Source organism: Pseudomonas sp. K5002 (genome assembly GCF_013386655.1).
Lineage (GTDB): Bacteria > Pseudomonadota > Gammaproteobacteria > Pseudomonadales > Pseudomonadaceae > Aquipseudomonas.
Map to the genome: position 1 here is coordinate 1 of NZ_JACARK010000691.1, position 3,323 is coordinate 3,323.

General features: G+C 65.5%; 7 protein-coding genes. All 7 read right to left on the reverse strand.

Annotation, left to right across the window (positions count from 1 at the left end):
- The coding region (locus HX846_RS26360) for a type II secretion system protein GspL (protein ID WP_372242015.1) at window positions 1-517 on the reverse strand (517 nt) is incomplete at its 3' end.
- Window positions 514-1,236 (reverse strand): type II secretion system protein GspK, encoded by a 723-nt coding sequence (locus tag HX846_RS26365; RefSeq protein ID WP_178966398.1) that lies wholly within the window; start codon window positions 1,234-1,236, stop codon window positions 514-516. The genes HX846_RS26360 and HX846_RS26365, both read right to left, overlap by 4 nt.
- The gene (locus HX846_RS26370) at window positions 1,233-1,850 is read right to left on the reverse strand and encodes a prepilin-type N-terminal cleavage/methylation domain-containing protein (RefSeq protein ID WP_178966399.1); all 618 of its coding nucleotides are present in this window, start codon (window positions 1,848-1,850) and stop codon (window positions 1,233-1,235) included. The genes HX846_RS26365 and HX846_RS26370 overlap by 4 nt, the downstream gene beginning before the upstream one ends.
- Complete coding sequence (locus HX846_RS26375) at window positions 1,847-2,215, reverse strand: type II secretion system protein (protein WP_008437204.1); 369 nt, start codon at window positions 2,213-2,215, stop codon at window positions 1,847-1,849. The genes HX846_RS26370 and HX846_RS26375 overlap by 4 nt, the downstream gene beginning before the upstream one ends.
- Window positions 2,212-2,643, reverse strand: a complete 432-nt coding sequence (locus HX846_RS26380) for a type II secretion system protein (protein WP_003209913.1) — start codon at window positions 2,641-2,643, stop codon at window positions 2,212-2,214. Before HX846_RS26380 ends, HX846_RS26375 begins: the two co-directional genes overlap by 4 nt.
- Window positions 2,643-3,068 (reverse strand): type II secretion system major pseudopilin GspG, encoded by a 426-nt coding sequence (gene gspG / locus HX846_RS26385; protein ID WP_003209911.1) that lies wholly within the window; start codon window positions 3,066-3,068, stop codon window positions 2,643-2,645. Before gspG ends, HX846_RS26380 begins: the two co-directional genes overlap by 1 nt.
- A gap of 20 nt (window positions 3,069-3,088) precedes the next feature.
- A partial coding sequence (locus HX846_RS26390; RefSeq protein ID WP_178966400.1) for a type II secretion system F family protein occupies window positions 3,089-3,323 on the reverse strand: 235 nt, incomplete at its 5' end.

Here is a 3,323-nt window from a genome sequence, read left to right on the forward strand (position 1 = left end):
CCGGCAGCAGGTCGATGCCCATTGGCCCGTCCACATCCACCGCATGGGGCTGCAAGCCGAGAGCAGCGCAGTCCAACAGGATTTGATCCAGGCGCTCCCGCAGGATGGCCACCAGGGTCACTTGCACATGCGTGGCGGTGCGCCGTTCCTGGCGGGCCACGAAGTACAACTGTTCAGCCTCGAACGGGGTAAAGCGGTCCAGCTCATAACCCATAACGGTCGACAGGTTGCGCGCGGCCGCCAGGGGCAGTTGCAGGGTTTGCAGCAGCACCGCCGAGGGCGCGAGCACCAGCACCTGGCGCACCTCGTCGGCAGGTTTTGCCACCGGCTCGGTCAACGGCCAGTGGTAGCGGTGCTCGGGGATGTCACGGACCGACAGCCACGCCGGCAGGCAGCCACGCAGTTCCTTGAGCCACAGGCGCCAGCCCACTTGCAGCAAGCTGCCGCGCCAGCGCCGGGTGAGCGGTTCGGCCAGCTGTTGAAGGCGCGCCACTGGCGCCGAAAGGTATGGATTCATTCTTGCCAACGCAGCACCCGATAAGGTTGTGCGCTTCCCTCCGATGGGCTCAATAAAACCATGGTTCGTAACCGGGCGTGGTAACCGCCGGGGCGTTGTGCGCGGCTGTCGATCACCAGCACGTCACCGGGGTCGGCCCCTACCGCGCTCTGCCGGGGCAGGTTCAGCGCCTGGCGCATCAAGGGGCTGGCGAAGGCGGGATCGGGCCGGTCCAGGCCACTCCACAAACTGATTTCCGGGGCCAGCCGGCTGTACAGCGCCTGGGTCATGCCGGGCAATTGCCGCACTTCCTCCACCACGCGGAACGGCGCCAGGCCTGCGTTGCGCCGCATTTCCAGGTCCCCGGCGAGCCGGCTGGCCTGGGCCTGGGTGGCACCGCAGGCCAGGGCCAGGCGGGCAAAGTCAGCGGCCTCGGCGCTGTTCAAATACAGCTTGCCGCGCTCGCTGTGCAGGCTCACGTGAAGCTGTGCGTCATCAAATACCAGCGGCATTTCACGGCCGTCGGCGATCCATTGCTTGCGTTGCAGCGGGTCGGCCAGGGCCTGCATGGCCAACGCCACGCCCGCCTCCGCCGCCAGCAGCGCCTGGGTATGCTGGCGATGCCACAGGGCCTGGCGGCTTTCCAGTTGTACCCAACCGGCCAGGCCGCCCAGCAGCAAGCTGAGCAACGCCAGTACCCACAGCACCAGCAGCAATGCAACGCCGCGCTGACGCTTCATTCGCCTGATGCTCCGCTAGAGAGGTTCAGCCGCAGGGCAACCACTTGGGTGACCCACGGCACCGGTCCGTTGACTTTTGCTGCAATGCGTACCGCATAAGGCAGGCGTTTGGTCCACGGCCAGTCACTGATCCAACCGGTGGCCTGGCCCTTGGGCGACAGGCCGCGATAGCTGAATTGCAGATCCTCGACGTTCTTCAGCAACACCTGCGGTTCGCTGCGGGTGGCCGGCACGCTCACTTGGGCATTGGACTCAAACCGTGCGAACGCCACCTGCAACTCGCGCTCGGTCAACTGCAAGGTGAAACGCTGGATACCGCCGCCGAGCACGCCCGGCAAGGTCGCGACGAATTGCAGGCGCTGGGGAGCGCCGACAAAAAAGCCGTTGGTCTGGCTGTCGTCCTCGGTCACGTCCAGGGGCAGCGCCTCGCTGATGGAAGTGCGCAGGAACTGTTGCGCGGCGCGACTTTCATCCAGGCTGACGGTGTAGCGCTGCGCCTTGAGTACTGCACGGTTGGCTCCCAGGAGCGCGCCGCCCACCAGGGCCAACAACACGCCCAGCAGGCTGAGCATGATCATGATTTCGAGCAACGTGAAGCCCCGCTGCTGCTTCACTGGAGGCTCCCGTCGCGGCTGGCGCGCAGTTTCAAGGTACTGAAATTTGCGCGGCGCGGACCTTCGCTGACGCTGAGATCGAGGCGAAACAAATGTGGCTGACCGATGCGGGTGGGCTGCTGGGCGACGCGCAGTTGCCAGGCAATGCCGTCCAGCTCGCCCTCGCGCACGCCACTGGCCAGGGGCCCCGACGCCTCCTGATCCATCACGCTCAAGGCGGTATGGGTCAGGCGGTCGCTGTGGGCCACCTGCAACAACGAGCGCGCGCTTTGGCCGAACGCGACCAGCAACACCGTGCTGCAGATCGCCATGAGGGTCAGCGCTGCGAGCATTTCCAGCAAGGTGAAACCCGACTGACGCTTCATGGCAATGCCCTGGACTGCACGCTGCCGGTCAGCCAGCCGACGTCGATGCGCCAGCGTCGCGTGCCATTGGCCAATAACAGGTTGCCGCCGGTAGAGCTGCCGTCGGGGTAAAACTCCACCGCAGCGCCTGCGTGTTCGGCGGTGTGCAGGGTCACTTGCAGATCGGCCGGCCAGTGCTTGATGGGTTGCCCCGGCGCCTGAAAGCTCAGCCGGGCCAAGTCGAAGACGGTCTTGGCCGACCTGCCGCTGACAATCGCCCGTGCCCGTGTGCTGCGCAGGGCATCCACCATCTGCCCGACCACCTGGCGCTCTTTCGCTACCCGCAGGCCTTGTTGCAGGCCAAATCCCACCAACCCGGCCGCGATGCTGATCAACACGATCACCACCAGCATCTCCAGCAGGGTAAAGCCGCGTTGGAGGGCCGGCATTATTCCCAGTTGCCCAGGTCGGCGCTGTAGCCTTCGCCGCCGGGCTGGCCGTCCTGACCGTAGAAGATCAGGTCGAAGGCGCCATGTTCACCGGGGAAGCGATAGCCGAAGGCATGGCCGAACGGGTCCTTGAGGTCTGAGGGCTTGGCGTACGGTCCGGCCCAGCCGGCGGTGTTGCCGGGCTTGTCGACCAATTGCTGGAGGGTCTTGGGTGGCGAGCCGACGTCCAGGCCGTAGCTCTCGATCTTCATGCTCAGGCTGGCCAGTTGCGCCTTGCCCGCGCCGTATTTGCCCTTGTCGACGTTGCCGCCCACCTGGCGCACCACGATGGTCGCGACGATGCCCAGCAACACAATCACCGCGAGCATTTCCAGCAAGGTGAAACCGCCTTGGCGGCGGGCGGGTTTGAAACGGGTATGGCGCATCGGCTTGCTTCCTTGGGTCTTCATATATTGCTGGTCAGGCTCATCAGCGGCAGCATGATCGCGAGCATGATCACCGCCACCAGCACCGCCATGACCACCGTCAGGGACGGCACCAGGGCGGCGAGCAGGCGGTCGATGCCGCGCTTGGCTTCGACGTCGAACACGTCGGCGACCTTGAGCAGCATGCTGTCCAGTTCACCGGCCTGTTCGCCGACTTCAATCATTTGCAGGGCCAGGTCCGGCAGCAGCGGTTGG